Consider the following 24832-nt stretch of genomic DNA (forward strand, 5'->3'; position numbering starts at 1 on the left):
CAAAGCGGTGCCCTTCGCCAGGGAGATTCCCACCGACCGGCTGTTCCCCGCTCCCCAGCACCAGGAACTGCTTGCTCGCCTCCAGTACGCCATCCGCCACCGCGCGTTCGCGGTCGTCACGGGTGAGGTCGGCGCCGGGAAGTCCACCGCCATCCGGGCCCTGTACGATCAGCTCGACCGGACCCGCCACCTGTTCGTGTACATCGCCGACTCCCGTCTCACCCCCAGCGCGTTCTACCGAGACGTGCTCACCCAGCTTGGGGTGGCCCCGCCTTCTCTGTTCCACGGGCGGGAGGTGAAACGGCTTTTCGAGCGCACCATCCTGGACGGTTACACCACCAACGGCCGTCAGCCAGTGATCGTCATCGACGAGGCCCACCTCCTCAGCGGCGCCATGCTCCAGGAGGTCCGCTTCCTCCTGAACTTCCACATGGACTCCATCTCGCCGCTGACGTTCATCCTCGCCGGCCAGAGCGAACTCCGGGGGCTGCTCCGGCTTCGCACCTTCGAGGCCATCGCCCAGCGGGTTCAGGTGCGCTTCCACCTCACCGGCCTCGGGGAGGCCGAGACTCTGGCCTACATCCAGCACCATCTCCACCTGGCCGGCGCCGACCGGCCCCTCTTCTCCGAGCAGGCCCTGCGCAAGATCGTCACGGAGTCCCGGGGCATCCCGCGGGTCATCAACACGATCTGCACGAGCTGCCTCCTGGACGCTTGCGCCCATGACCAGCGCCTAGTGGAGGAGGCCCACGTCGAGCGGGTGCTGCTGGAGCTGCAGGATACCCAGGCCCCCAGAGGAGGTAGCCCGTGGTGACAGACTTTCGCCTGCAACACGCCGGGGTTTCACTCCGGCTTTACGGGTACGAGATCACCGACCTGCTCGACCTGCTGGAGGCCGCCATCCGGCAGGCCACGACCGGAGATGGGGTCCGGCGCGGCCAGGCGGTCACGGCGTTCATCCTGGGCTACCGTCTGCTCCACCGGTTACGGGACCTGAAGAGCCGGCCCACGTGCCGGCTCGACCTTCCCGTCTTCCGGTATATCGAGGACTACGAGCATTGGTGGTGGCGCCTCTACCGGGAGTTCGTTCACAGCCCCGGGGTCAACCACCCGTACGGCCCTGGTGGATTCTAGTGGCTGCCGGCCCTGCATTTCGGACTCTGGGGCGCATCCTTACCACGGGCTGCGCCCCTTCAGCGCCAGCGGACCGGTCACATCTCATGAACGGCCATGACATCGTCGCTGGTCACCGGAGCGACAAATAGCGCGGGCAGCAACACGTTGGCGACACCAACTGCGATCGGTCCCTGCTCCGCACAGACGACGGCGGCGAGACCTGGCGCTCCGTCCACGAGGGCAAGGTCACCGGGCCGAGCGGCCCCGTCGTGGCCGCCCCTTCGTTCGCCGACCCGGGCCACGGCTGGGCCCTGCCCTCCGATCCCCCGGAGCCCGGCCAGTCCGCGGGCCTCCTCGCCACCGCCGACGGTGGAAAGACGTGGCGACCGACTCCCGCCCCCTGCGGGGGGAAGTGGTCTGAGCCCGCTGCAGTCAGCTTCCCGACCTCGCGCACCGGCTGGCTCGTATGCGCCGGTCAGCCGGGGGCCGGGCAGCAGATGAAGGCGCTGTACCGGACAGACGACGGCGGTCGGACCTGGGCGCTGGTCCGCGACCTCAGCGGCGCCGGCTACGTGGACGGCGTGTTTTTCCGCCCGGAGGGCCACGGCTGGGTCTGGATGAGCCGCGGCAACCTGCTGGCGACAGAGGATGGTGGCAGGGAGTGGAAGGTCCTCGACGTCACCAGCCCTGAGGTGGTCGAGGCCCGCTCCGTCTGGTTCGTTTCGGATACGGAAGGCTTCGCCCTGCTGCAGGACAACGAGCGGCGGGCCTGGCGTCTCGACGCGACCCGGGACGCGGGGAAGACCTGGTCGACGGTGCGTACGTGGCACATGCGCGTCCGCTGAGCGGTTGGGTCGTGCCTGCCCGGAGCCGGTCGCGCAGCGGGTGCGGAGTGGATCGGGGGCCTCGGCGAAACGGTTCGCGGACCGGGGCAGGTTCGGCTCGGGGCGTTCAGACAAAGAGCCGGGCCAGCGGGACGCGGAGGCCCGGCAAGGTGTTTCCTGCGTCCAGCTCCTGACGCTCTGACAGGACCTCGAGCGCCCCGCCTGGGCGGTAGACACTGACCGTTCGGGAACGGGGGTCGAGCGCCCATACCGCCCGTGCTCCCCCCGCAAGATCGTCCTGCACCCCGGCCAGCACTTCAGCGAACGTGTCCTCCGGGGACAGCACTTCCACGGCCAGGTCCGGCGTGCAGCCCGCGTACCCGCGCCCCGGCCACCGGGTGCCCGCCGCGGCGGAGCAGACCCACGATATCCGGGCTGGACAGAACCGGGTTGAGCCCACGTGGGGTCGGCACGCTCCCGCGGCGCCGGCGCTGCAGCGTGGCCCCCGGGTCGGAAACCCGGACCATCGCGCATTTCATCGGCGTCTCCTTGCATTTCGCCGCTCATGGGCGGCACTGCAGCAGAGAGATGATATACTAATAGGCTCTTGTGATTAGACCGCTTCTCCGCTACACTGGACCCAAGCAGCGGCAACCAGTGAGGGGAGGCGTGCCCATGCTGCTGCAGAGAGCGGAGAAGCAGGTTCGCCTGCCGGTCAAGGACGAGTGGGGCTTCTTCGGGATCCGGTTCGAATCGATCGGCGGTTACGGTGCCCACATCGCCGGCCGGATGCTGGCGGAGGCGGGCATCGTCCACATGGGCTTCAACGGCTCGAACTTCTCGTCCTACGGCTCGGAGAAGAAAGGATCGCCCGTGAAGGCGTACGTGCGGTTCTGCGACCCGGACCAGGAGGTGCGCACCTCGGCGCCCGTGGAGCAGCCGCACGTGATCGCGGTCTTCCACGAGGCCCTCATCCGCACGGAGCCGGTGACGGCGGGGCTGCGGGAAGACGGCATCGTCATCGTCAACACCCGCAAGTCGCCGGAAGAGATGCGGGATCTCCTGAAACTCCAGTACGGCACGGTCGCCACGGTCGATGCGATCACCATCGCCGTCGAGGAGAAGACCCGGGTGAACACGGCCATGCTGGGGGCGCTGTGCCGGGTCGTCCCCTTCATCGACCCGGAGGCCGTCAAGGCGGTCATCCGGGACACCTTCGGCAAGAAGTACCCCCACACGGTGCCCGGGAACCTCCGCACCTTCGAGCGGGGGTACGAGAGCGTGCAGATGCTCCAGATCACGCCCCAGCCGGGGTTTCACCCGGAGCCGTACCGCCGCCCCGGGCCGCTGTACGGCTACCTCAACGCGCCCATCGGCGGGGTGATCCTGAACCCCGGTAACACCGTCAAGAAGGACCTCTCGGCCTCCCGCCAGGGATACCTGCCGGAGTTCGACCGGGAGAAGTGCACGGACTGCGGCCAGTGCGACCTGGTGTGCCCGGACTTCTGCTTCGTGTGGGAGCCGGGGGTCGACAAGCGGGGCAAGCCCGCCATGGTGCTGAAGGGAATCGATTACCAGTACTGCAAGGGCTGCCTGAAGTGCGTGGAGGCGTGCCCGTTCGACGCCCTCCACGACCGCCTCGAAGAGGACGGCTGGGCCGACGCCCACCGGGTGGCCCACACGGGGTGGTGAGGCGCGATGGCCGTAGCGGAGCGTAAGGTCGTACCCGCACAGAAGGTCGACTTCAAGACCGGGAACGAGATGGCGGCTCTGGCCGCTGCCCATATCAACTTCCACCTGATGGGGTACTATCCCATCACCCCGTCGACGGAGATCGCCGAGTTCCTTGACGAGATGAAGGTCGAGGGCCAGCACGACATCGTGATGATCCCCGGCGACGGCGAGCACGGCGCCGCCGGCATCTGCTACGGGGCCACGACCGGCGGTGCCCGGGTGTTCAACGCCACGTCGGCCAACGGGTACCTGTACGCGATCGAGCAGATGCCCGTGCAGTCGGGCACCCGGCTGCCGATGGTCCTCGACCTGGTGACCCGGTCCGTGAGCGGTCCGCTCGACATCCGGGGTGACCACAGCGACCTGTACTACGCCCTGAACACGGGCTGGATCATCCTCATGGCGCGGGACCCGCAGGCGGTGTACGACTTCAACATCGTGGCCGTGCGCCTGGGGGAGCATCCGGACGTGCGGCTCCCGGTCGTCGTCGCCTACGACGGCTTCTTCACGAGCCACCAGAAGCGGCGCGTGCACTACTTCGAGGACCCGCAGGTGGTGCGGGACTGGATCGGTCCGCAGCCGGAGGGGTTCCCGCACGCGCTCGACCCGCGGCACCCGGTGACGATCGGTCCTTACATGAACGATCCGGATCTCATCAACAACAAGTACCAGCTGCACCTGGCGATGAAGAGCGCCCTGCGGGTGCTGCCGGAGATCTTCGCGGACTACGCCGCCGTATCCGGGCGTCACTACCCGCTGGTCGACCTCTACCGGATGGAGGACGCCGAGGTCGCCGTGTTCCTCCTGGGCTCGGCGGCGGACACGGCCAAGGACGTCTGTGACCGGCTGCGCGAAGAAGGCCACAAGGTGGGCGTGATCAGCCCCAACGTGCTGCGGCCCTTCCCGGTCGACGAGGTGCGGCAAGCCCTGGCCCGCGTGAAGGCGGTCGTCGTGGGCGAGCGCGCGGACGTCTACGGGGCCGATGGTGGCCCCATGACGCACGAGGTCAAGTCGGCCCTGCTCGACCTGCCCGGGAACCGGGCGCTGGTCCTGAGCCGCATCTACGGTCTCGGCGGAAAGGATTTCTATCCCGACGACGCCCGGGAGTTCTTCCGCCTGGGCCTGGAGGTGGCCCGCCAGGGTGACTTCGGCTCGATCCCGCGCTTCGACTACCACGGCGTGACCGAGGTGACGCCGAACAGCCCGACCGCCATCGTGGTGGAGCCGCTCAAGCCCGAACAGCTGCAGAGCCCCGTCCGGGTGGAGGAGAAGGACGGCGAGCTGAAGGTCACCGTCCCCCCGCCCCGGAAGATGATGGAGATGCCCAAGCGCATCGCCCCGGGCCACGGCGCCTGCCCCGGGTGCGGCATCTTCCCGGCCCTGGACCAGTTCTTCCGGGCCCTCTCCGGCGACGTGGTGGTGCTGTTCCAGACGGGCTGCGCGATGGTCGTCACGACCGGCTACCCGTACAGTGCGCACCGCGTGACCTACGTCCACAATCTCTTCCAGAACGGCGCCCCCACGCTCTCGGGGCTCGTGGAGGTGTTCCACGAGAAGCAGCGGCGGGGCGAGCTGCCGGCCGGCGACGACATCACCTTCGTGATGGTGACGGGCGACGGCGGCATGGACATCGGCATGGGCTCGGCCCTGGGCACGGCGATCCGGAACCACAAGATGATCATCCTCGAGTACGACAACCAGGGCTACATGAACACCGGCGCCCAGCTGTCGTACGCCACGCCGCTCGGGCACAAGACCGCCACCTCGAACGTGGGCCCCCAGGCCTTCGGCAAGGCCTTCCACCACAAGGACACGCCCCAGATCATGGCGGCGACGAACATCCCCTACGTCTTCACCGCCGTGGAGGCCCACCCGCAGGACGTCTGGCGCAAGGCGGCCAAGGCGCAGTGGTATGCCAAGCACGAGGGCCTCGTCTACGGCAAGATGCTCATCACCTGCCCGCTCAACTGGCAGAGCGAGGAGCGCCTGGGGACCAAGATCCTGGCGGCCGCCGTCGACTCGTGCTTCTTCCCGCTCTACGAGGTCGAGCGCGGCAAGACCCGCATCACCTACGACCCGGAGGCCCGGGGCAAGAAGGTGCCCGTCGAGGAGTGGCTGAAGCTCATGGGCAAGACGAAGCACCTTCTCCGTCCCGAGTACAAGGAAGTCACCGCGGCGCTCCAGGCCGAGGTCGACCGCCGCTGGCGGCGCCTCAAGGCGAAGCACGAGCACCCCGAGCTGTAGTCGCCGGGCCGCCCGGCCCGGCCGGCCGCAGGGTGAAGCCGGCACCCCCGGGTGCCGGCTTCGTTCCACTTGCCAGTCTTGCCAGGAGCAGGAACGCGTCTGCCGCGCGGAGAAACGATCAGTCCGCGCTCAGACACGGCGCCCGCAGGGGGGTGGCGAGGGTGGACCTGGCGCTGGCCCTGCTGAAGCGGGGGTTCGTCAGTTTTCCGCGGCTTCTCATCGACCACGCAGGCCCGCTGGAACTGGGCTACGACGAGCTGGGCAAGCTCCTGGTGTTCCTGAGCGAGCCGGAGGTGCACCACCCGGAGCCCATCCCCGGGGTCGACTTCCGGATCCGGATGGGCACGAGCCCCGACCGGTACCGCAACCTGCGGGAGCGCCTCATGGAGTTCGCCGACCTGGGTCTCGTGTTCTACCGGGAGAGCCCCGACGGTACGGAACTGGTCTTCAACTTTCAGCCCATGTTCGAGCGGCTCGAGGCCCTGGTCCGGGACCACGAGGCCCTGGAGGCGGAGGAGGCCGCCGGTCTCGCCGCCGGCGTGCCGGCGGCGGGCATCGGAGCGGAGGTCCCGGATGCGGAGGTTCCTGCCGCCCCGTCCCCGGCGTCCACCAGCTTCCTCGAGCAGGTGCGCCTCCACGCGCCGATCCTCCGCTGGGCCGAGCAGCGCCTGGGCCGTCCCCTCGGCGACCGCGAGGTGGCGGACATCCTCGACTGGATCAACACCTACGGGTTCGACGACCGGGTGGTGCGGGCCATCATCGACGAAGGCCTGGAGCGGGGGATCACCCGGTTCAGCTACCTCAACCAGATCGCCCGGCGCTGGCACGAGGACGGCATCCGCACGCTCGACGAGGCCGAGGCGGAGCGCGCGGAGTACCGCAAGGTCATGGCCCGCTGGGGCCGGGTGGTGAACCGGCTCGGGCTGGGGCGCCGCCTCACCCGGGCCGAACAGCAGCTCCTGGAGAAGTGGAGCAAGGACTGGGGCCTGCCCGACGAGGTCATCCTGCGAGCGTGCGACGAGACGGTGTACGCCCGGGAGCCGAACTTCGCCTACCTGGACCGGGTGCTCGCCTCCTGGCACGCGCAGGGGGTCCGGACCGTCGCCGACGCGGAACGCGTCCTCCAGCAGCACCGGCGCAGCCGCGCGCACGGCCGGCCTGCCGCCGAACGGGAGGGCCCCCCGGCGCGGTCCAACGTGTTCCTGAGCGGCAAGTCCAGGGACGACATCGACTATGAACAGCTTTACCGCCGACCTGGCCGCTGAGCGCATGCGGCGCCGGCAGGAGCGGATCCGCCGGCTCCGGGCGGAGCGCGACGAGCGGGAGGCCGAGCTCGTCCGCCGGATCCCCCGCCTGGCGGAACTTCAGGCGGAGCTGGCGCAGATCGGCCTGGCGATGGCGCGGGCGGTCCTGAGAGGCCCGGGTTCCGGGGTCGGTGGGGCGGACCCTGCGGACCTCGCCCGCCGGGGGCAGGCCCTGACGGCCGAGCGCGACGCCCTGCTGCGCGCGCACGGCGCCGATCCCCACGACCTCGAGGTGTGGTGGGACTGCCCGGATTGTCAGGATACGGGCTGGATCCGCCCGCAGGTGGCGCCCGGGCAGGAGTCGGTCGCCCCGCCGCAGAAGTGTCATTGCCTCATCCGTGAGGAGATCGAGGACCTGTACCGCCTCTCGGGCCTGACGCCGGCCATGCGGGAGCACGTGTTCGAGCGCTTCGACCTCACGGTCTACCCTCCTGAGGACCGGGACTACATGGCGTGGGTGCGGGAGGAGTGCCGCCGGGCCGCCGGGGCGATCGCCGCGGGCGAAGCGGCGCCGAACCTCCTCCTGGAGGGCGGGGTCGGGCTCGGCAAGACCTTTCTCGCCGCGGCCATGGCGAACGCGGTCCTCGCCCGCGGCCGCCTCGCCGTCTACTTCACGTTCCCGGAGTTCCTCGACGTCCTGCGCAGGGCTCGGTTCGACGAGGAGGCGCTCGCGGCGCTGGTCGGCCGGGCGCTGGAAGCCGACCTTCTCGTCCTCGACGACCTCGGCGCCGAGAAGCTCTCCGAGTTCGTGGCCCAGGAACTGTTCAACATCCTCAACCGACGGGTTGCGGCGGGGCGACCGCTCGTGATCGCCACGAACCTCGACCTGCGCGAGCTGCGGCAATACTACGGGGAGCGGATCGAATCCCGGATCGTAGGCCACTTCGAGGCGATCCGGCTGCGCGGGCAGGACGTGCGGCTCGTCCTGAAGCAGCGGCAGCTGCGCGCCGTCCGGGAGGGCCGGCCGGGGCGGGGCAGGGAGGGAGCGTGAGCCTGTCGAAGCAGGACCGGGAGCAGCGCCGCGCGCCGCTTCACGCCGCGGTCACCGGCTACGTGCGCCGGGCGCCGGCCGTGTTCCACGTGCCGGGGCACCGCCAGGGTCGGGCCGCGCCGGCAGCGCTCCGGCGCCTGCTCGGGTCCGGCCTCTGCGCCGACCTCACCGAGGCTCCGGGTCTTGACGATCTCCACGCGCCCTCCGGGGCCATCGAGCGGGCTCACCGTCTTCTGGCGCGCGCCTTCGGAGCCGGGGCGTCGTTCTTCCTGGTGGGCGGCACGACGGCGGGGATCCAGGCCCTGCTCCTGGCCGCCGGACCGCCGGGGTCCCGGGTGGTGGTGCCCCGCCACAGCCACCGCTCGGTCCTCGCGGGGCTGGTCCTCGCGGGCCACGAGCCTGTCTACGTGCGCCCCACCTACGACCCCGACCTCGACCTGCCGCTGGGCGTGCCTCCCGCGTCGGTCGACCAGTCCCTGGCGGCGTGCCCGGAGGCGGTCGCCGTGCTGGCGGTCCACCCGACCTACCACGGCGTCCCCGCGCAGGTGGCGGAGCTCGCGGCGGTCGCCCACCGCCACGGCGTGCCCCTCCTCGTCGACGAGGCCCACGGCGCCCACTTCGCCTTCCACCCGGCCCTGCCCGAAGCGGCCCTGGCGGCCGGGGCGGACGCGTCGGTGCAGAGCCTGCACAAGACGGGCGGTTCCCTCACGCAGTCGAGCGTCCTCCACCTGGCGGCCGGGTCGCCGCTGCCTCCGGACCGGGTCCGTGAACTGCTCGCGCTCGTGCAGTCGTCGAGCCCGTCCTACCTGCTGATGGTGAGCCTCGACCTGGCTCGGCGGCATCTGGCCCTGCACGGACGGGCACGCTGGGAACGGGCGCTGGAGACGGCGGCGCGGGTGCGGAGGGCGGTCGGGCGCATCCGCGGGTTGCGGGTGCCGGAGGTTCCGGGTGGCGACCCGACCCGCATCATCGTGGACGTGCGGGGCCGCAAGCTGTCCGGCCCGCAGGCGGCCCGGGCCCTGTGGCGGCGCGGCGTGGCGGTCGAGCTCGCCGGACCCGGCTACGTGCTGCTGGTGGTCGGCCCCGGTACGGGGAGGGATGACGTCGCCCGGCTCCTGGCGGCCCTGGCCGACCTGCCGGAAGGGCGACGCGCCCCGCAGCGGCTGGGCGAGCCGCCCTGGCCGCAGGTGGCCCTGCCGCCCCGGGCAGCGCTCTTGGGCCCCCGGCGCCGGCTGCCCCTGCGGGACGCCCGCGGGGAGGTGGCGGCCGAGGCCGTGATCCCTTACCCTCCCGGCATCCCGGCGGTTGCCCCCGGCGAGGTGCTCACCCCGGAGGTGCTGGAGTACCTGGCCCGCCTGCGGCGCGTGGGCGCGCACTTGCAGGGGGCTGCGGATCCCCGCCTGGAAACCATCGCGGTGGTGGACCAGGGGGACGCATGTCGCCCGGGGAGTTGATGGGATGCCCGTTCTGATCACGCTGGAGGGGCTCGACGGCTCCGGGAAGACGACCCAGTTCGAGCAGCTCGTGGAGTACCTGCGCACGCTGGGGCACGAGTTCGTCGCCACCCGGGAGCCGGGGGGCACCGCGGCGGGCGAGGCGCTGCGGCGCCTGCTCCTCGATCCGGACCTGCCCCTCACGATCCACAGCGAGGCCTTCCTGTACGCCGCTGCCCGGGCGGAGCTGGTGGAGCGGGTCGTGCGGCCGGCCCTGTACGCGGGGCGGAGCGTGGTGCTCGACCGCTACGTGGACTCCAGCGTGGCCTACCAGGCCTACGGCCGCGGGCTGCCCCCCGAGTTCGTGATGGCCATCAACGAGATGGGCACGGGGGGGCTCCGGCCCCATCGGACGATCCTCCTCGACCTGCCCGTGGCACTGGCCCTGGAGCGGAAGCGGCAGGCGGGGGGCGACCGCTTCGAGCGCGAGACCGCGGAGTTCTTCGAGCGCGTGCGCGAAGGATACCTGGAGCTGGCAGCCGCCGAGCCCGAGCGGATCCGGGTGGTGGACGCCTCGCGGCCGCCCGGGGAGGTCCAGGCCGAGGTCCGCCGGCTGGTGCGGGAGATCTGGCCCGTACGGCAGGGGGCGAACGCATGAAACTGGTGATCGCGGTCATCCAGGACAAGGACGCCCACCGGCTGCTGGAAGGGCTCATGCAGGCCGGGTTCGGCGCCACCAAGCTGGCCAGTACGGGCGGCTTCCTGCGGGAGGGGAACACCACCCTCCTGGTCGGGGTGGAAGACGAGCGGGTGGACGAGGTCATCGGCATCATCCGCCGGACCTGCAAGGCCCGGGAGCAGCTCGTGACCCCGCTGGCGCCCATGAGCGGGTCGGCGGAATCCTACCTCCCGTACCCCGTCGAGGTGCAGGTCGGGGGCGCGACCGTCTTCGTCCTCCAAGTGGACCGGTTCGAGAAGTTCTGAGATGGGCTGGTCGGAGGTCGTCGGCCAGCCGGTCGCGGTGCGGCTCCTGCGCGGAGCCGTCGCCGCGGGCCGGGTGGCGCATGCCTACCTCTTTTCCGGGCCGGAGGGGACGGGCCGGCGCACCGCGGCCCGTGTCCTGGCGAAGGCGCTCGGATGCGAGGCCCCGCCCGTGCCGGGCGATGCCTGCGACCGGTGCCGCCACTGCACCCGCGTGGATCGGGGCGTGCACGAGAACGTCCTGGTGGTCGAGCCCCGGGGCCGCGAGATCCGCCTCTGGCAGGTGGTGCACCGGGAAGAGAGCGACCGCCAGGGGGCGGTGCCGCTGTCCGACTTCCTCGTGGTCCGGCCCGCGGAGGGCGCGCGGAAGGTCGTGATCGTCGACGGGGCCGAAACCCTGAACCCCGAGGCGGCCAACAGCCTCCTCAAGAGCCTGGAGGAGCCGCCCCCGTATGCCCACATCCTCCTCCTGACCGCCAACCCCGCTGCCGTCCTGCCGACCATCCGCTCCCGCTGCCAGACGGTGCAGTTCGCGCCCATCGCCCCGGGGGTGATCGAGGCCGCCTTGCGGGACGAGGGGGTCCAGGCGGAAGCAGCCCGGCTGGCGGCAGCCCTTGCGGGGGGGAGCCTGGGGCGTGCTCGGGCGCTGGTGAAGGACGAGGCGCTGCTGAGGCGGCGCCAGGAGGTGGGAGAGCTCCTCGCGGAGGTGCCGCGTCGGGATGACGCCTGGCGGCTGGCCCGCGCCGAGGAGCTGGACCAGCGTCGCGAGGAGCTTCCCGCCGTGCTCGATCTCATGGTCCTCTGGTTGCGGGACGCCATGGTGGTGGCCGAGGGCGGCCGTGCGCCAGGAGACCCCGCGCAGGCGGACGACCCGACCGGGCGGATCCTCACCGACCTGGTCAGGTGGGGGCGGGAGCGCCTGATCCGGGGGCTGGAGGCGGTGGAGGCCGCCCGGGGGCAGCTGGACCGCAACGCGAACCCCCGGCTCGTCTTGGACGTGCTCCTCCTCCGGTTGGGAGCGTAGCTTGTCCCTGTCCGATGCAGCACCTATACTGGGCCTGAGTGGGGATCTGCCCCTGGGGGTATCGGCATGGTTCGGGTCGTCGGGGTGCGGTTCCGAAGAGCGGGCAAGATCTACTACTTCGATCCCGGAGACCTCCCGCTGCGGCGCGGGATGCACGTGATCGTGGAGACCAGCCGCGGGATGGAGTACGGCGAGGTCGCGCTCCCACCTCGCTTCGTGGAGGAAGACGAGGTCGTCGGGGAGCTCAAGCCCATCGTGCGGGTGGCCACCCCCGAAGACGACCGGCGGATGGAAGAGAACCGGCGGCGGCAGGAGGAAGCGTTCCGGATCTGCCTGGAGAAGATCGACGCCCACGGCCTGCCCATGAACCTGGTGGACGCCGAGTACACCTTCGACGGCAGCAAGCTCGTCTTCTCCTTCACCGCCGAGGGGCGGGTGGACTTCCGGCAGCTGGTGCGTGACCTGGCCGCGGTGTTCCGGACCCGCATCGAGCTACGGCAGATCGGGGTCCGGGACGAAGCCAAGCTCCTCGGGGGCATCGGACCCTGCGGGCGGGTCCTGTGCTGCAGCAGTTTCCTCTCCGACTTCGCGCCGGTGTCCATCCGGATGGCCAAGGACCAGAACCTCTCGCTCAACCCGACCAAGATCTCCGGCCTCTGCGGCCGTCTCATGTGCTGCCTGCGGTACGAGCAGGGTCACTACGGGCCGGCCCGGCCCGCCGTGAGCACCGAAGACCTCCTGACCGCTGCGCAGGCGGAGCCGGCCGGGGTTCCGGCGGAGCTCGAGCAGGAGCCGGATCTGGTCCTGGCCGGCGCGGACGAGGGCGAGGGACCGCTCCTCGACCTCCTCGCAGCCGAGGAGGTCTCCGCAGGGGAAGAGGTCGAAGCGGCCCACCCCGCGCCGGCGCCCGGGGCCGGCCGGCGCCGCCGCCGGCGGCGGGGCGGGCGGGGACGGCGGTCAGAGCCCGGGCAGCCCCCGGCGGCCGGGCCCGCCGGGTCGTGAGGCGAGCCGCGGGCGAGGAGGCTGCAGGAGGCGTGGCCGGGACCCTCTACCTGGTCGGGACCCCCATCGGCAATCTGGAGGATATTACCCTCCGGGCTCTACGCATCCTGCGAGAGGTCGACCTGATCGCCGCCGAGGACACCCGGCAGACCCGGCGGCTCCTGCATCACCACGGGATCCGGACCCCGCTCCTGTCTTACCATGCGCACAACGAGGCGGCCCGCGTCCCGGACCTGGTGCAGCGCCTGCGCGAGGGCCAGAACATCGCCCTGGTGACGGACGCAGGGATGCCGGGGATCTCGGACCCGGGCCGGCTCGTGGTGGATGCCGCCCTGAAGGCCGGTCTACCGGTCCGGGTGGTCCCCGGGCCGTCCGCGGCCGTCGCCGCGCTCGCCCTGGCAGGGCTGCCGGCCGGGGTCTGGCTCTTCGCGGGCTTTCTGCCCCGGCGGCCCGGTTCGCGGCGCGAAGCGCTGCAGGCGATCCTCACCACAGGATACACGGCGGTGCTGTACGAGGCGCCCCACCGGGTGGTGGAAACCCTGGCGGACCTGGCGGCGCTCGCCCCCGATCGGCAGGTGGCGGTATGCCGGGAGCTGACCAAGCAGTTCGAGGAGGTGCGCCGGGGGAGGCCGGCGGAGCTTGCCGAGCACTTCCGGACGGAGGGCGCGCGGGGGGAGTTCACCCTGGTGATCGGTCCGCCGGCGCATTCCTCCCGCGAGCCGGGCGAGGAGCCGGGGCGGGTACATCCCGCGCTCCCCGGGACGACGGGTGGGAGCGGGAGCGGCGGAGAGGAAGCCCTCTGGCAGGCCTACGCCGCGCGCGTGCGGCAACTGGAAGACGAGGGGCTGGACCCCCGGGAGGCGACGCGCCGGGTGGCGCGGGAGTACGGAGTGCGGCGCCGGGACGTCTACCAGGCTGTGCTGCGGGTTCGCTCCCGGGGAGCCGGGCCCCGGCCGGACGGTGCGCCGGGAGGATCGTGAGCGCAACGAAAAACAGCACCCTCCCCAGGTGAAGTCGGGTGCTGCGTCCGTGTTCTGTCTCCGGTCCGGTCGATTCGGCTGGCGGTGAGTCCCCCGTTACCCACCGCTCACCGAGGCAGTGCCGGAACTAACCGGCGCTGGCCATCGCGCGGCTGGCCATCTGGGTCAGGCAGTTGTGGCAGACGTTCTTCCCCTTGAAGTTCTCGACGTTGGCGGCGTTCCCGCAGAACACGCACGCCGGCTCGTACTTGCGCAGGATGATCTTGTCCCCATCCACGTAGATCTCCAGCGAGTCCTTCTCCTCGATGCTCAGCGTCCGCCGCAACTCGATCGGGATCACCACGCGGCCCAGTTCGTCTACCTTGCGCACGATACCGGTCGACTTCATCATGCTGGAGTCCCCCTTCTGTTCCAAATCCATACAAGGCCAACATCATGCTCCAAATATGTTTGAAACCGGCACTGACTGGGGACTGAAAACCGGGGTGGCTCAGGCGAACACCCACACATACGCCACCCGCGACTACGATAACCATAATTGGAACAACGTCCTAAGTCAAGGGGAAAGTCGGACCCTTAGGGGGAATCCTCTCCCTTTACTGGTCATCTTGACCGGGGGAGTTCGCTCGTTCCTGCGCGCTGGCCCGATCGCGCCCGGTGACGCTTGGCAGTATTCGACAGGGCAGGGAGACTCTCCTTCTGTACGCAAGCCGCTCGCCGTTCGGAATCCTCCATAAGAAAGAGCGGTCAGAATAGAAAAGTGCTACCCACACGGAGCGCGCCGGTGCGGGGAGCCGCCACAGCCGCTTGACAGCTCCACCCACGGACGCTAGAGTTTGGGTATACGAGGCGATGATGGGGAGCGAGTACGGAGGGAGGCCGCTGCAGCGAGCCCGGGAGGGTGCGAGCCGGGTGCGTGGCGAACTCCGGAACATGGCCCTGGAGCTGCCGGCCGAAACCCGGAGGAGCGGGCGCGGAGCGAGCCGGGGTGTAGGTCGGGCCGGCCGGCCCCCGTTAGCGGGCCAGGGTATTGAGGCCGGTGCCTCGCCGGCTGCGTACCCGGAGAGGCCTGCGCCGCGAGGCGCGGGCGAATCAGGGTGGTACCGCGGGAAACAGACCCGCCCCTGCGAAGGGGCGGGTCTTTGCATTCTGTTACCCTGTGCATGGGGAGGCGCTTCGCGTGGCGGAGAAGTTCTACATCACGACGCCCATCTACTACCCCAGCGACCGGCTGCACATCGGGCACTCGTACACCACCGTGGCGGCGGACGCGCTCGCCCGCTACCACCGCCGGCTGGGGCACGATACGTGGTTCCTCACTGGCACCGACGAGCACGGTCAGAAGATCGAGCGGCGGGCGCAGGAGGCGGGGAAGGAGCCCCAGCAGTTCGTCGACGAGATCGTCGCGAGCATCAAGGATCTCTGGAAGGCGCTCCACATCTCATACGACGACTTCATTCGCACCACTGAGCCCCGCCACGAGAAGGCGGTGCAGGCCATCTTCACCCGGCTCTACGAGCAGGGCGACATCTACAAGTCGGAATACGAGGGCTGGTACTGCACGCCCTGCGAGACGTTCTGGGTCGAGTCCAAGCTCAAGGAGGGCAAGTACTGCCCGGACTGCGGCCGGCCGGTCGAGCGGATGCGGGAGGAGAGTTACAAGTTCCGTCTCTCGAAGTACGCGGACCGGCTCCTGAAGCACATCGAGGAGCACCCGGACTTCATCCAGCCCGAGTCGCGCCGCAACGAGATGATCGCCTTCATCCGGCAGGGGCTGGAGGACCTGTCCGTCAGCCGCACGGCGGTCCGCTGGGGCATCCCGGTACCCTTCGACCCGGCGCACACGATTTACGTGTGGATCGACGCGCTGTCCAACTACGTGACGGCGCTCGGCTACGGGTCGCAGGACGACTCGCTCTACCGGCGCTACTGGCCGGCCGACCTGCACCTGGTCGGCAAGGAGATCGTGCGGTTCCACACGATCATCTGGCCGATCATCCTGCTCGCGCTGGGCGAGCCGCTGCCGAAACAGGTCTTCGGCCACGGCTGGCTCCTCTTCGGCACCGCCGGCGAGAAGATGTCCAAGAGCAAGGGGAACGTCGTGGACCCGCTGGTGCTCATCGACCGCTATGGCGTCGACGCGGTCCGCTACTACCTCCTGCGGGAGGTCCCCTTCGGCGCCGACGGCACGTACACCGAGGACGCGCTCGTGCTGCGCACGAACGTCGACCTGGCCAACGACCTGGGCAACCTCCTCAACCGGACGGTCGCGATGATCGACCGCTTCGCCGGGGGCAAGGTGCCCGACCCGGCAGGCGGCGACGACGGCGTGCTCCGCGAGGCCGTCGCGGAGGCCCTGGCCGGCATGCGGGAGAACATGGACCGGCTCCTGATCTCGGACGCGCTGGCGTCGCTGTGGAAGGTCGTGGGGCGGGCGAACAAGTACATCGACGAGCAGGCTCCCTGGAACCTCGCCCGGGACCCGGGCAAGCAGGACCGCCTCGGCGCCGTCCTGTACAGCCTCGCGGAGACCCTGCGCGTCCTGGCGGTGGCGCTCACCCCGTTCCTGGTGGAGACGCCGGAGAAGATCTGGGATCAGCTGGGTCTCGACCCGTCCGGGGTGCGGACCGAGCCCTGGGACGAGGCGACCCGCTGGGGCGGCCTGCGGCCGGGCACCGCGGTCCGCCGCGGCGACCCGCTGTTCCCCCGCATCGAGGCGGAGCGGGCCGAGGCCCCGGGCGACGGCGAGCCCGCCGGCACGGCGGAGGTACCGGAGGGCGTGGCCCTCATCGACTACGCCGACTTCCAGAAGCTCGACCTGCGCGTCGCCCGGGTGCTGTCCGCCGAGCCCGTGCCCAAGACCGACAAGCTCCTGCGCCTCGAGCTGGACGTGGGCGGGGAGCCGCGCCAGATCGTGAGCGGGATCGCCGAGCACTACCGGCCGGAGGAGCTGGTCGGCCGCCTCATCGTCATCGTCGCCAACCTCAGGCCCCGGAAGCTCCGCGGGGTCGAGTCGCACGGGATGCTCCTGGCCGCCTCGACCGAGAACGGGGAGCTGAGCCTGGTCACCCTGGACCGGCCGCTGCCGAGCGGGAGCCGGGTGCGGTAGGATGCTCTTCGACACCCACTGCCACCTCCACCACCCGCGGTTCGACGCCGACCGGGCCGAGGCGCTGGCACGGGCCCGGGAGGCGGGTGTCACCCGGCTCCTCCTCGTCGGAACCTCGGTCGAGGACGCCCGCGCGGCCCTCGAGCTGGCTGAGCAGCACAAGGGCGTGTTCGTGGCGGCCGGCGTCCATCCCGAGGGAGCGGCCCGCTGGGACGGCGGTACCCGGCGGGCCCTCCTGGACCTGTGCCGGCATCCCAGGGTGCGGGCGATCGGGGAGGTGGGGCTCGACTACCACTGGGACTACCCCCGCGCCGACCAGGAGCGGGCCTTCCGTGCCCAGATCCGCCTGGCCCGGGAGGTGGGCCTGCCGCTCGTGATCCACGACCGGGACGCCCATGCCGACGTGCTGCGGATCCTGGAGGAGGAGGGGGCGGGCGAGGTGGGCGGCATCCTGCACTGCTTCTCGGCTGGCTGGCCCGAGGCCGAGCGGGGGCTGTCGCTGGGATTTGCGCTGGGCATCGGCGGGCCCGTCACCTACCCCCGGAACGACGCCCTGCGGGCGGTGGTGCGCCAGGTGCCGGCCGACCGCCTGGTGCTGGAGACCGACAGCCCGTACCTGGCGCCCCAGGCCCGCCGCGGGCAGCGCAACGAGCCGGCCTTCGTCCGCTTCGTGGCGGAGGCCGTGGCCGCCGAGCGGGGGCTCTCGTTCGAGGAAGTCGCGCGCCTGACCTCCGGCAACGGTGCCCGCATCCTCCGCCTGGACGGCGCTCCGTAGCTCGGGTGCGACAGCGGCTGAGGGCACCCGGGCGCCTGTCAATCCTCATTTTGGAATACAGCCGAAAAAGAGGGAATAAAGCCGCCACGCCCGGCTTCCCGGGAGCAGTCCGGTGCTCCCGGGCCGGGCGTGCATTTGACGGAACGGGTGCGCGGGGCCTATAATGCTCAACCGGACATTCCCGAAGGGAGTTGGCGGTTGGCGGTGGGCACCGTGGAGATCGTCGCGCCCGCCGGGGGCGGCCGGAAGCCGCTTGTCACCCCGTTTCGGTTGGCCGTCCTCGGGGGCGCCGTCCTTCTCGGGCTTTCCCTCTCCCTCGTGACCGCTGCTCTCCGCGAGACACACACGGTCCACCTGACCGTGGCGGGAGAGGGAGTGGACACCTTCCGGACGCGGGCCCGGACGGTCGAGCAGGCCCTGCGCCAGGCCGGGGTGGAGCTGGGCCCGCGCGACCGCGTCGAGCCCGCGCCGGCGACGCGCCTCCGGAAGGATACGACCATCACGGTCGCGCGGGCGGTACCCATCCGCGTGCGCGCCGACGGCCGGGAGTGGGAAACCTGGGCCTGGGCTCCCACCGTGGGTCAGGCCCTCGTCGCGGCCGGAATCCGCCTGGGACCCCTGGACCGCGTGGAGCCGGCGCCGGAGACACCACTGACGGGTGCGGGAGGCGCCCCCCGGGAGATCCGGGTGTTGCGCGTCCGGGAGGAAGAGACCACCCAGGTCGTGGAACTACCTTTCGGGACCGTGAAGCGAGAGGACTGGAACCTCCCTGCGGGCCAGCAGCAGGAGATCCGGGCCGGCATCCCCGGGGAGAAGGAACTGACCATCCGGACCCGCTACGAGGACGGGGTGGCGGTGAGCCGGACGGTCGTGGCCGAGCGGGTGACGCGCCCGCCCGTGGACCGCGTTGTGGCGGTGGGCACCGCCGGCACCGTCTCCCGCGGCGGGCAGACGCTCCGGTACCGGCAGGTGCTGCGGATGGTCGCCACCGCGTACGCCCCCGGCGACGGGTACACCCCGGGCACCCGGACGGCGAAGGGGCTGAGGGCCGGGCGGGGCGTGGTGGCCGTCGACCCCCGCGTGATCCCGCTCGGGACCCGTCTCTACATCGACGGGTACGGCCCGGCGGTGGCGGGGGACACGGGGGGATCCATCCGGGGGAACCGCATCGATCTCGGGTTTGACACGCCCTCCGAGGCGCGGGCCTTCGGCCGGCGCACGGTGACCGTGTACGTCCTGGCGCGGTGAGGGCGCGGGCCTCCGGGGGGAACCCGGAGGCGTCAGCTGTTGGAGCAGTTCGATCCGGCGAGCGTCCGGTCGATCCGGGCCTGGCTCGAGGCGCGGGGGCTGCGCCCGCGCCGCGGGCTGGGTCAGCACTTCCTCGTGGACCGCCGCGTCGTGGATCGGATCGTGGCGGCGGTGGAGCCGGCCCCAGGGGACCTGGTGCTCGAGATCGGCCCGGGGCCGGGGATCCTCACCCGGGCCCTCGTGGAGGCCGGCGCCCGGGTGGTGGCCGTCGAGCTGGACCGCCAGCTTGCGGCCTTGCTGCGGGACACCCTGCCCGCCGCCGGGGCGCCCGGCACGGTCGAAGTGGTGGAGGGCGACGCCCTGAAGGTGGACCTGGCAGGCCTTCTCGCCGCGCGCCTCCGGCCCGGCGCGCGCGCCCGCGTGGCGGCGAACCTTCCGTACTACATCACCTCGCCGCTTCTCTTCCGGCTGCTCGAGGAAGACTTACCCCTGGAGCGGATCGTGGTCATGGTCCAGCGGGAGGTGGCCGACCGCATCCTGGCGCCGCCGGGCACGCGGGCCTATGCCGCCCTGAGCGTCGCCGTCGCCTACCACGCCGAGGCCCGGCTCGTCGCCCGGGTCCCGCCGGGGGCGTTCTGGCCGCCTCCGTCGGTGGACTCCGCGGTGGTGCTGCTCCGGCTGCGGGAGCGCCCCCCGGTGGCTACCCCGCGGGAGGCGCTCTTCCGGGTGGTGCGGGCAGCGTTCGGACAGCGGCGGAAGACCCTGCTCCGCGCGCTCGCCGGCGGGCTCCGGCTCGACGGCGACGTCGTGGCCCGGGCGCTGGCGCGGGCGGGGGTGGACGGCACCCGGCGGGGAGAAACCCTGTCACTGGCGGAGTTCGCCGCGGTGGCCGACGCCCTCGCCGGGACGGGCGGACACACGGGCTGAGTACGGCCCGTGGTATACTGTGAAGTGGGTCCACCGTTCCGGCGAATCCGGGAGCGGGTGACGGGCCAGGGCCAGGGGGGCTGGTCGGATGAAGGAGGAACCGTTCATAAGCCCGAGCCGCGGGCCGCTCAGCTTCGACGCGATGGTGGCGGACATCTTCCAGTTCATCGCGGCGGACCCGACCGCGCGTTACAAGCTCATCGTCGGCACGGACTCGCAGGCACGGGACGACGTGACCTTCGTGACGGCGGTGATCGTGCACCGGCTCGGCAAGGGGGCCCGGTACTACTACCGCCGTCGCGTTCAGCCGAAGATCACCAGCCTCCGGCAGAAGATCTTCTACGAGACGGCGATCTCCCTGACGCTGGCGGACCGGCTCGCCCGCCGGGTCCGGGAGGCAGGGGACCCCTCCCTGAACGTGGAGATCCACCTGGACGTGGGCAACGGCGGGGAGACCCGGGACCTGATCCGCGAGGTCACGGGCATGGTCACCGGGTCCGGCTTCCGCGCGGAGATCAAGCCGTACTCGTACGGCGCTTCCAAGGTCGCCGACCGGTACACCAAGTGACCGGCCACAATCAGCGCCGACTTCGGCGCCCCGGCGAATCGGTCGGCGGATAGATCTTGACAGCTCAGACAGGGCGCTGCTAAAATCTAAGATTCCTTGACGCCTGTCCTTCCGGCTGGTACAATAATTGTACTGGTGTGCCCGCTGCACCGACCCGGAAGGATGTGGTAGAGAAGTGGCCCCCAAGAGCGTCCTGGCTGAGATCAAGCGGGATCTGGACTCGTATGTCGGTGCCCGGATCCGCCTCAAGGCGAACAAGGGCCGCAAGAAGGTGCTCGAACGCGAGGGCGTCCTCGAACAGACCTACCCCAACATCTTCGTGGTCAGGCTCGACGAGGGCGACCTCGGCGAACGCCGTGTATCGTACAGTTACACCGACCTGCTCACGGAAGCCGTGGAACTGGTCGTCTACGATGCCGGCAAGGAAACCAAGATCGAGTGCCACGGCCGCTGACGGGCGGCGTGGCTGTGAATCGGGCCGGGGCCTGCGCCCCGGCCGCATCGCGAGGTGAGGGCCGTGAGGGAGGACGGACCCCCCGCGCCGGGCGCCATCCGCCTGGAGGCGCGCGCCAAGCTCAACCTCGTGCTGGAGGTGGTGGGCCGGCGGCCGGACGGGTACCACGAGATCCGCTCGGTCATCGCCCCGCTCGACCTGGCGGACACCGTCACCGTGGAGCGGCTGGAGGAGCCGGCGGGCAGCCTCGAGCTGGAGGTCGACCCCCCGGGCGTGGTCGGGGAGGCGGACAACCTCGCGCTACGCGCCGCCCGCCTGATGCGGGACGCAGCCGGAGTGCCGGACGCCGGGGCGCGGATCCGCATCGCGAAGCGGATCCCCGTGGCCGCGGGGTTGGGCGGGGGTAGCACCGACGCCGCGGCAGTGCTCCTGGCCCTGAACCGCCTGTGGGGTCTGGGCTGGCCGGCGGAGCGGCTGCAGGCGCTTGGCGCCCGCCTCGGAGCCGACGTCCCCGCCTGCCTCCGGGGCGTCCTGGGGGAGACGGTGCTGGCGGAGGGGGTCGGGGAGCGGGTGACCACGCTCCCGCCGGCACCCCGCCTGCACGTGGTGCTGGCCACTCCGGAGGCGACGTGGCCGGGGCCGAAGACCCGCACCGTCTACGCAGCGTACCGCCCGCCGGGGATCGGAGCACGGGCGGAGCAGGCGGTGGCCGCCCTGCGCAGAGGGGACACGGCCGGCCTGCTGGCGGCCGTCGCCAACGACCTCGAGCCCGGCGCGGCCGCACTCGTGCCGGCGATTCGCCACCTGCGCGAGGCCTTCCTGTCGGCCGGCGCCCCGGTGGTGGCCATGGCCGGCGCCGGCCCCACCGTCTTCGCCCTCGCCCCCGACCCCGCTCTGGCGGAACGCCTCGCGGCCGCCGCCCGCCCCCTCGCCCGGGCGATCCACGTCACAGCGACGGGGGACGTGCTACCCTGAAGGGGCACCGAGGACAGCGGAGGTGAGCGGCCATGCGGCTGGGGACGAGCATCCGCGCCAAGCTCCTCGCCGCCATGCTGCTGCTCGGTTTCATCCCCCTCAGTGCCGGGGCCGGCAGCCTCATCCTGGGCTGGCGGGTGCTCACGCGGGTCACCCAGGAGTTCGTCGGCCGCGTGCCCGTGGCCGCCTCGACCCGGATCGAGGAGCTGCTCTATTTCCGCTACGTGGACATCGCCCACTGGGCCCGCCTGGACGTCGTGGCCGACCCGGCGGCGCGCGAGGCGCAAAGCCGCCTCTTCGCCGAGATCGTCAGCCTCTACCGCCCGTACGCCTGGGTGGGGCTCGTCGACCCTTCGGGGCGCGTGGTTTCCGCCTCCGACCCGGCCTCCGCCGGCGCGGACCTCTCCGAGGCGCCATGGTTCCGCACGGCCAGGGCCGAGTTCGCCGGCGTTCCGGCCGGCAACCCGGCGGGCGGCGCCGGTGGGGCAACGTCCTGGGGTGAGCTGCCGGTATCCGTCTCCGACGTGCACCCGCTCGAGCCCGGGGACGGACAGCCGGTGGTGGGGTTCACCACACCCGTCCGGGACCGGGCGGGCCGGCTGCAGGGGTACCTGCACTCCGAGGTGTGGCTCTCCTTCGTGGTCCGCCACGTCCTCTCGCTCCAGCCCACGCCGGGCGCGCGGGCCTTGCTGTTGGACCGGGCGGGCCGGGTGCTGGCGGATAACCACGGCCCACGGCCCGTGGGGGATGCCTCGCCCGCCCTTCCGGGTTGGGGGGTGGGCGTGGAGGACCTCCTGCGGCTGCGGGCGGTCCAGGCGGCGCTGCGGGGCGACACGGGCGTCCTCCGGGAGCGGGTGGGCCAGCAGGACGCGCTGGTGGGATTCGTGCCGATGCGGGGTTACGGGCCCTACCGGGGGCTCGGCTGGTCGCTGCTCCTCTTCCTGCCGGTCAGCGAGGCCTACGCCGCCATCTGGGACCAGGCCCGCTTCACCGCGGCGATCCTGCTGGTCGGGCTTCTGCTGGTGATCGCCGTGGCCGTGGTGCTGTCCCGCCAGATGAGCGCGCCCGTGCTGCGGCTGGCCGGAATCGCCCGGCGGGCGGAGGCGGGCGAGCTCGTCTGCGACTTTCCGGCCTCGGGAACCCGGGACGAGATCGCCGAGCTGACCGAGAGCTTCCGGGGGATGGTCCGGGCGATCGGCCGCAAGCAATCGGAGCTGGAGGAGGCGAACCGCCGGCTCGAGGAGGCGAACCGGCAGCTCGAGGAGGCCAACCGCCTGCAGTCCGAGTTCCTCACCAACGTCACCCACGAGTCCCGGACCCCGCTGACCGCCGTCCTGGCGGCCACGGAGATGCTGCGCCAGGAGGTGGTCGGCCCCCTGGGACCGCGCCAGCTGCGCTACGTGGAAAGCATCGAGGCGAACGCCCGGCGGGCGCTGGAGTGGATCAACAACCTCCTCGACCTCGCCCGGGCGGAAGCGGGGCGGATGGAGTTCCGGCCCATGGCCGTCGACGTCCCCGAGGTCGCTCGGCGGGCCCGGGAAGCCCTGGAGGGGCCGATGGGCCAGAAGGGGCTCGCCTGCCGCGAGGAGTGGGAGCCGGACCTCCCGGCGGTGCGGGCCGACCCCGAGCGCCTGCAGCAGGTCCTCCTCAACCTCCTCGGCAACGCCGTGAAGTTCACCCCCGAGGGCGGGTCGATCGCGATGGGAGCCCGGCGGGACGGTCCGGCCGCCGTGTCCATCTACGTTCGGGACACGGGGATCGGCATTCCCCCCGAGGAGCAGGAGCGCATCTTCGAGAAATTCCACCAGGTGGACACGCGGCTGTCGCGCCGCTACCCGGGTACGGGCGTGGGCCTGGCCCTGGTGCGCCGGCTGGTGGAGTTGCACGGTGGCACGATCCGGGTATGGAGCCGGCCGGGCGAGGGCGCCGAGTTCACCGTCACGTTGCCGGTGGCGGCGCCGGAGCGGGTGCCGGCAGCAGGAGGGGATCACGACGTTGGCGCGGCGGATCCTCGTCGTGGATGACGACCCCACCATCCGGGAGGTCGTGGCGGACGTCCTGCGGATGGAGGGCTACGAGGTTCACGTGCTCGGCAGCGGAGAGGAAGTCCTCCCGAAGGTGCAGGCACTGGACCCGGCGCTCATCGTCCTCGACGTCATGCTGCCCGGCCTCGACGGATTCGAGATCACCCGCCGGCTCCGGCGCTCCTCGTCGGTTCCGATCATCCTCCTGACCGTGCGGGACGGGGAGCTCGATAAGGTTCAGGGCTTCCGGCTGGGTGTTGACGACTACGTCACCAAGCCGTTCAGCCCCCTGGAGCTCCTCATGCGGGTCAAGGCCGTGCTGCGCCGTACCGGGGGATGGGCCGGGGAGCCCGAGGGGGAGGCAGTGCTGCGCTGCGGGGATCTCGTGATCGACCGTGCCGGCCGGCGCGTGTTCCGGAGGGGCCAGCCGGTCGCCCTGACCGCGGGCGAGTTCAACGTTCTCTGGGCCCTGGCCTGCCACGCCGGGCGCGTACTTACCCGCGAGCAGCTCATGGAGCTGGCGTGGGGCCCGGAGGCGGTGGGCGGGCCGGAGAGCGTGACGGTGCTCGTCTCCCGCATCCGGGACAAGCTCGAGGACGACCCCGCCGCGCCCCGCTGGATCGAGACCGTGCGCGGGGTCGGGTACCGCTTCAAGCCGGAGTGACCGGCTCACCCGCGTCTCCGGACCCGGAGGACCCCCGGCCACCTGTTTTGGATTCGTTAAGAAACGATTCAGAAACCAGAAAGGCCCCGGCTGTACCCTGGTGTCAAAAACGGGTGCAGCCGGGGTCCGCGCGCGGGTACCCGGCGGCGCCGGGGGGTCGGAACGTGGGCACCGGACACGAAGAGCAGGACCGCCTGAACCTCATGGGTCTCGCCTTCCCCGCGCCCGGGGATGAGCCGGAACTGGGTGAGATGGCCCGCTGCTTCGTGGAGGAGTTCGTCCGGATGGGGTGGGCGGACGAGCAGATCCTCGGGCTCTTCCGCGACCCGTTCTACCGGGGCCCCCACGCCGTCTGGCAGCGGCGGGGCGAGGCGTTCGTGCTCGGCCTCCTGGCAGACGTGCGGGGCGGTCCCCGCTCCGGTGCCGCCAGGCCCCGGAACCCGGGGGAGGGATGA

25 protein-coding genes are annotated in these 24832 nt (G+C 71.4%); 23 read left to right on the forward strand and 2 right to left on the reverse strand.

Going from position 1 to position 24832, the window contains the following annotated elements; all coding sequences use genetic code 11:
• Nucleotides 1-7 precede the first annotated feature (7 nt).
• The 3 genes from caldi_RS15130 (at nt 8) to caldi_RS15140 (ending at nt 1961) form a co-directional block, all read left to right on the forward strand.
• Nucleotides 8-814, forward strand: coding sequence for an ExeA family protein (locus caldi_RS15130; protein ID WP_264841555.1), 807 nt, complete (start codon nt 8-10; stop codon nt 812-814).
• The gene (locus tag caldi_RS15135; protein WP_264841554.1) at nt 811-1134 is read left to right on the forward strand and encodes a hypothetical protein; all 324 of its coding nucleotides are present in this window, start codon (nt 811-813) and stop codon (nt 1132-1134) included. Before caldi_RS15130 ends, caldi_RS15135 begins: the two co-directional genes overlap by 4 nt.
• 479 nt (nt 1135-1613) lie before the next feature.
• A complete protein-coding gene (locus tag caldi_RS15140; protein WP_264842590.1) occupies nt 1614-1961 on the forward strand; it encodes a WD40/YVTN/BNR-like repeat-containing protein in 348 nt (115 codons plus the stop codon).
• Between the two features lie 106 nt (nt 1962-2067).
• On the opposite strand, the gene caldi_RS15145 is transcribed toward caldi_RS15140, so the two are convergent.
• Entirely contained in the window at nt 2068-2400 is a 333-nt protein-coding gene (locus caldi_RS15145; protein WP_264842591.1) for a Uma2 family endonuclease, read from the reverse strand.
• A 215-nt stretch (nt 2401-2615) separates the two neighbouring features.
• Here caldi_RS15145 and caldi_RS15150 point away from each other — a divergent pair, with 215 nt between their 5' ends.
• The 10 genes from caldi_RS15150 to rsmI all read left to right on the forward strand — a co-directional run bounded on the left by caldi_RS15150 (nt 2616) and on the right by rsmI (nt 13633).
• Nucleotides 2616-3632: a 2-oxoacid:acceptor oxidoreductase family protein gene (locus tag caldi_RS15150; RefSeq protein ID WP_264842592.1), complete on the forward strand. Its 1017-nt coding sequence runs from the start codon at nt 2616-2618 to the stop codon at nt 3630-3632.
• Between the two features lie 6 nt (nt 3633-3638).
• Nucleotides 3639-5918: a thiamine pyrophosphate-dependent enzyme gene (locus tag caldi_RS15155; protein WP_264842593.1), complete on the forward strand. Its 2280-nt coding sequence runs from the start codon at nt 3639-3641 to the stop codon at nt 5916-5918.
• A gap of 152 nt (nt 5919-6070) precedes the next feature.
• The gene (locus caldi_RS15160; protein WP_264842594.1) at nt 6071-7183 is read left to right on the forward strand and encodes a DnaD domain-containing protein; all 1113 of its coding nucleotides are present in this window, start codon (nt 6071-6073) and stop codon (nt 7181-7183) included.
• On the forward strand, nt 7152-8213 hold the full coding sequence (locus caldi_RS15165; RefSeq protein WP_264842595.1) for an ATP-binding protein: 1062 nt from the start codon (nt 7152-7154) through the stop codon (nt 8211-8213). The genes caldi_RS15160 and caldi_RS15165 overlap by 32 nt, the downstream gene beginning before the upstream one ends.
• Nucleotides 8210-9667 (forward strand): aminotransferase class I/II-fold pyridoxal phosphate-dependent enzyme, encoded by a 1458-nt coding sequence (locus caldi_RS15170; RefSeq protein WP_264842596.1) that lies wholly within the window; start codon nt 8210-8212, stop codon nt 9665-9667. The genes caldi_RS15165 and caldi_RS15170 overlap by 4 nt, the downstream gene beginning before the upstream one ends.
• Nucleotides 9668-9671: 4 nt before the next feature.
• On the forward strand, nt 9672-10304 hold the full coding sequence (gene tmk / locus caldi_RS15175; protein ID WP_264842597.1) for a dTMP kinase: 633 nt from the start codon (nt 9672-9674) through the stop codon (nt 10302-10304).
• A complete protein-coding gene (locus caldi_RS15180; RefSeq protein ID WP_264842598.1) occupies nt 10301-10630 on the forward strand; it encodes a cyclic-di-AMP receptor in 330 nt (109 codons plus the stop codon). Before tmk ends, caldi_RS15180 begins: the two co-directional genes overlap by 4 nt.
• 1 nt (nt 10631) lies before the next feature.
• Complete coding sequence (gene holB / locus caldi_RS15185) at nt 10632-11651, forward strand: DNA polymerase III subunit delta' (RefSeq protein WP_264842599.1); 1020 nt, start codon at nt 10632-10634, stop codon at nt 11649-11651.
• A 66-nt stretch (nt 11652-11717) separates the two neighbouring features.
• Nucleotides 11718-12653: a PSP1 domain-containing protein gene (locus tag caldi_RS15190; RefSeq protein ID WP_264842600.1), complete on the forward strand. Its 936-nt coding sequence runs from the start codon at nt 11718-11720 to the stop codon at nt 12651-12653.
• A 32-nt stretch (nt 12654-12685) separates the two neighbouring features.
• The gene (gene rsmI, locus caldi_RS15195) at nt 12686-13633 is read left to right on the forward strand and encodes a 16S rRNA (cytidine(1402)-2'-O)-methyltransferase (protein ID WP_264842601.1); all 948 of its coding nucleotides are present in this window, start codon (nt 12686-12688) and stop codon (nt 13631-13633) included.
• Nucleotides 13634-13760: 127 nt separating this feature from the next.
• Here the strand turns inward: rsmI and caldi_RS15200 are convergent, their stop codons facing one another.
• The gene (locus caldi_RS15200) at nt 13761-14021 is read right to left on the reverse strand and encodes an AbrB/MazE/SpoVT family DNA-binding domain-containing protein (RefSeq protein WP_264844824.1); all 261 of its coding nucleotides are present in this window, start codon (nt 14019-14021) and stop codon (nt 13761-13763) included.
• A 792-nt stretch (nt 14022-14813) separates the two neighbouring features.
• On the opposite strand from caldi_RS15200, the gene metG reads away from it, so the two are divergent.
• The 10 genes from metG (at nt 14814) to caldi_RS15250 (ending at nt 24832) form a co-directional block, all read left to right on the forward strand.
• On the forward strand, nt 14814-16742 hold the full coding sequence (gene metG / locus caldi_RS15205) for a methionine--tRNA ligase (protein WP_264842602.1): 1929 nt from the start codon (nt 14814-14816) through the stop codon (nt 16740-16742).
• A gap of 1 nt (nt 16743) precedes the next feature.
• Nucleotides 16744-17517, forward strand: a complete 774-nt coding sequence (locus caldi_RS15210) for a TatD family hydrolase (protein ID WP_264842603.1) — start codon at nt 16744-16746, stop codon at nt 17515-17517.
• Nucleotides 17518-17721: 204 nt separating this feature from the next.
• Nucleotides 17722-18765 carry a ubiquitin-like domain-containing protein gene (locus caldi_RS15215; protein ID WP_264844825.1) on the forward strand — a complete coding sequence of 348 codons (1044 nt, stop codon included), beginning with the start codon at nt 17722-17724 and terminating at the stop codon, nt 18763-18765.
• 39 nt (nt 18766-18804) lie between these two features.
• Nucleotides 18805-19692, forward strand: coding sequence for a 16S rRNA (adenine(1518)-N(6)/adenine(1519)-N(6))-dimethyltransferase RsmA (gene rsmA, locus caldi_RS15220; RefSeq protein ID WP_264842604.1), 888 nt, complete (start codon nt 18805-18807; stop codon nt 19690-19692).
• Nucleotides 19693-19780: 88 nt separating this feature from the next.
• Nucleotides 19781-20260, forward strand: a complete 480-nt coding sequence (locus caldi_RS15225; protein WP_264842605.1) for a ribonuclease H-like YkuK family protein — start codon at nt 19781-19783, stop codon at nt 20258-20260.
• A 175-nt stretch (nt 20261-20435) separates the two neighbouring features.
• Nucleotides 20436-20714 carry a Veg family protein gene (locus caldi_RS15230; protein WP_264842606.1) on the forward strand — a complete coding sequence of 93 codons (279 nt, stop codon included), beginning with the start codon at nt 20436-20438 and terminating at the stop codon, nt 20712-20714.
• 63 nt (nt 20715-20777) lie between these two features.
• Nucleotides 20778-21689, forward strand: a complete 912-nt coding sequence (locus caldi_RS15235) for a 4-(cytidine 5'-diphospho)-2-C-methyl-D-erythritol kinase (protein WP_264842607.1) — start codon at nt 20778-20780, stop codon at nt 21687-21689.
• A gap of 32 nt (nt 21690-21721) precedes the next feature.
• Entirely contained in the window at nt 21722-23713 is a 1992-nt protein-coding gene (locus caldi_RS15240) for a HAMP domain-containing sensor histidine kinase (RefSeq protein ID WP_264842608.1), read from the forward strand.
• Complete coding sequence (locus caldi_RS15245) at nt 23685-24377, forward strand: response regulator transcription factor (protein ID WP_264842609.1); 693 nt, start codon at nt 23685-23687, stop codon at nt 24375-24377. The genes caldi_RS15240 and caldi_RS15245 overlap by 29 nt, the downstream gene beginning before the upstream one ends.
• 164 nt (nt 24378-24541) lie before the next feature.
• Entirely contained in the window at nt 24542-24832 is a 291-nt protein-coding gene (locus caldi_RS15250; protein WP_264842610.1) for a hypothetical protein, read from the forward strand.

The sequence above is a fragment of the Caldinitratiruptor microaerophilus genome (assembly GCF_025999835.1).
GTDB classification, from domain to species: domain Bacteria; phylum Bacillota; class Sulfobacillia; order Symbiobacteriales; family ZC4RG38; genus Caldinitratiruptor; species Caldinitratiruptor microaerophilus.